Origin of the sequence: Klebsiella sp. A-Nf5, from assembly GCF_002810545.1 — a bacterium.
Lineage (GTDB): Bacteria > Pseudomonadota > Gammaproteobacteria > Enterobacterales > Enterobacteriaceae > Klebsiella > Klebsiella variicola.
Window position 1 is genome coordinate 1 of sequence record NZ_PIOG01000161.1, and the last position, 920, is coordinate 920.

The 920-nt window shown below is 53.7% G+C and carries 1 protein-coding gene and 1 pseudogene; both read right to left on the minus strand.

Annotated features, from left to right (window positions below; all coding sequences use genetic code 11):
- Positions 1–675: pseudogene (locus CWM53_RS17055) on the minus strand (signal peptide prediction); the annotation flags it as partial.
- Between the two features lie 4 nt (positions 676–679).
- The coding region (locus CWM53_RS17060) for a GTP-binding protein (RefSeq protein WP_133124357.1) at positions 680–920 on the minus strand (241 nt) is incomplete at its 5' end.

The window sequence follows — 920 nt, forward strand, 5'->3', positions numbered from 1 at the left end:
AAAGTGTCCCTGGCGATTAAGATGGGCTAATCCTTGTGTCAAAACATCGATCTCTTCCAACGTCAAATTGCCAATATCGGCAAACTGCGCCATCCCCGCGCCCTGCATGGCCAGAGCGGCATCGATCCCTCCCATAGCTGCATCCTCCTGCAGGGCGACCGCGCCAGTAAGCGCGCTATGCAGCAGCCATCCCCAACTCTCTTCTTCCTGCTGAAGCGCCTCGGGAAGACGGTCGACATGATAAGCAAAGCTATCGGCATTATGCGTCAATGGCAGCATGCTGATGAGATCGCTCGGCTGGCTGCTTAAATGGCGATCCCGTTGAACGTACAAGCGCTGGGACGGTACGCTGCCATCGGCCACAACGCCGTTCAGGGTGCCCTGCTTCGCCAGTTCGTTCACCTCGTCCCAATATTTCAGCCGCTTCACCTCCAGCGGCTGAATAGCACGTGCCGGCCAGACAAAATCGATATTATGAAACCACTGGTCATAGAGATCGTAACTGTCAGGCTGCATAACCGCGATGCGCTGGGCATCTTCCACGCTATGCAGCAGGTATTCGATCTTAATCCCCAGCTCCTGCTCAGCGCGAACACGCAATATCTCCAGTAATGTCACCGACGTGCCCAAAACCCGAAGCGTTAATGGAGGAGAAATAATCGCCGCAGAACTCATCCCTTCAGGACTCCTGTAATACTTGCATAAAGCGGCTAAAGGCCTGCTGCAAGCGATGCGCCTCCAGTCCACGTAAGATAAATACCAACGTTGAATGGCTTAAGGCTCCAGGCCAGTCATCCAAATGCACCGGAGGATGCAACGTGTGCTGTACACCATGAATAACCACCGGAGTCTCACTGTCGCTTACACGCAAAATGCCTTTCATTCTCAGCACCGCGTTACCATGGCAATGTAATAGCATG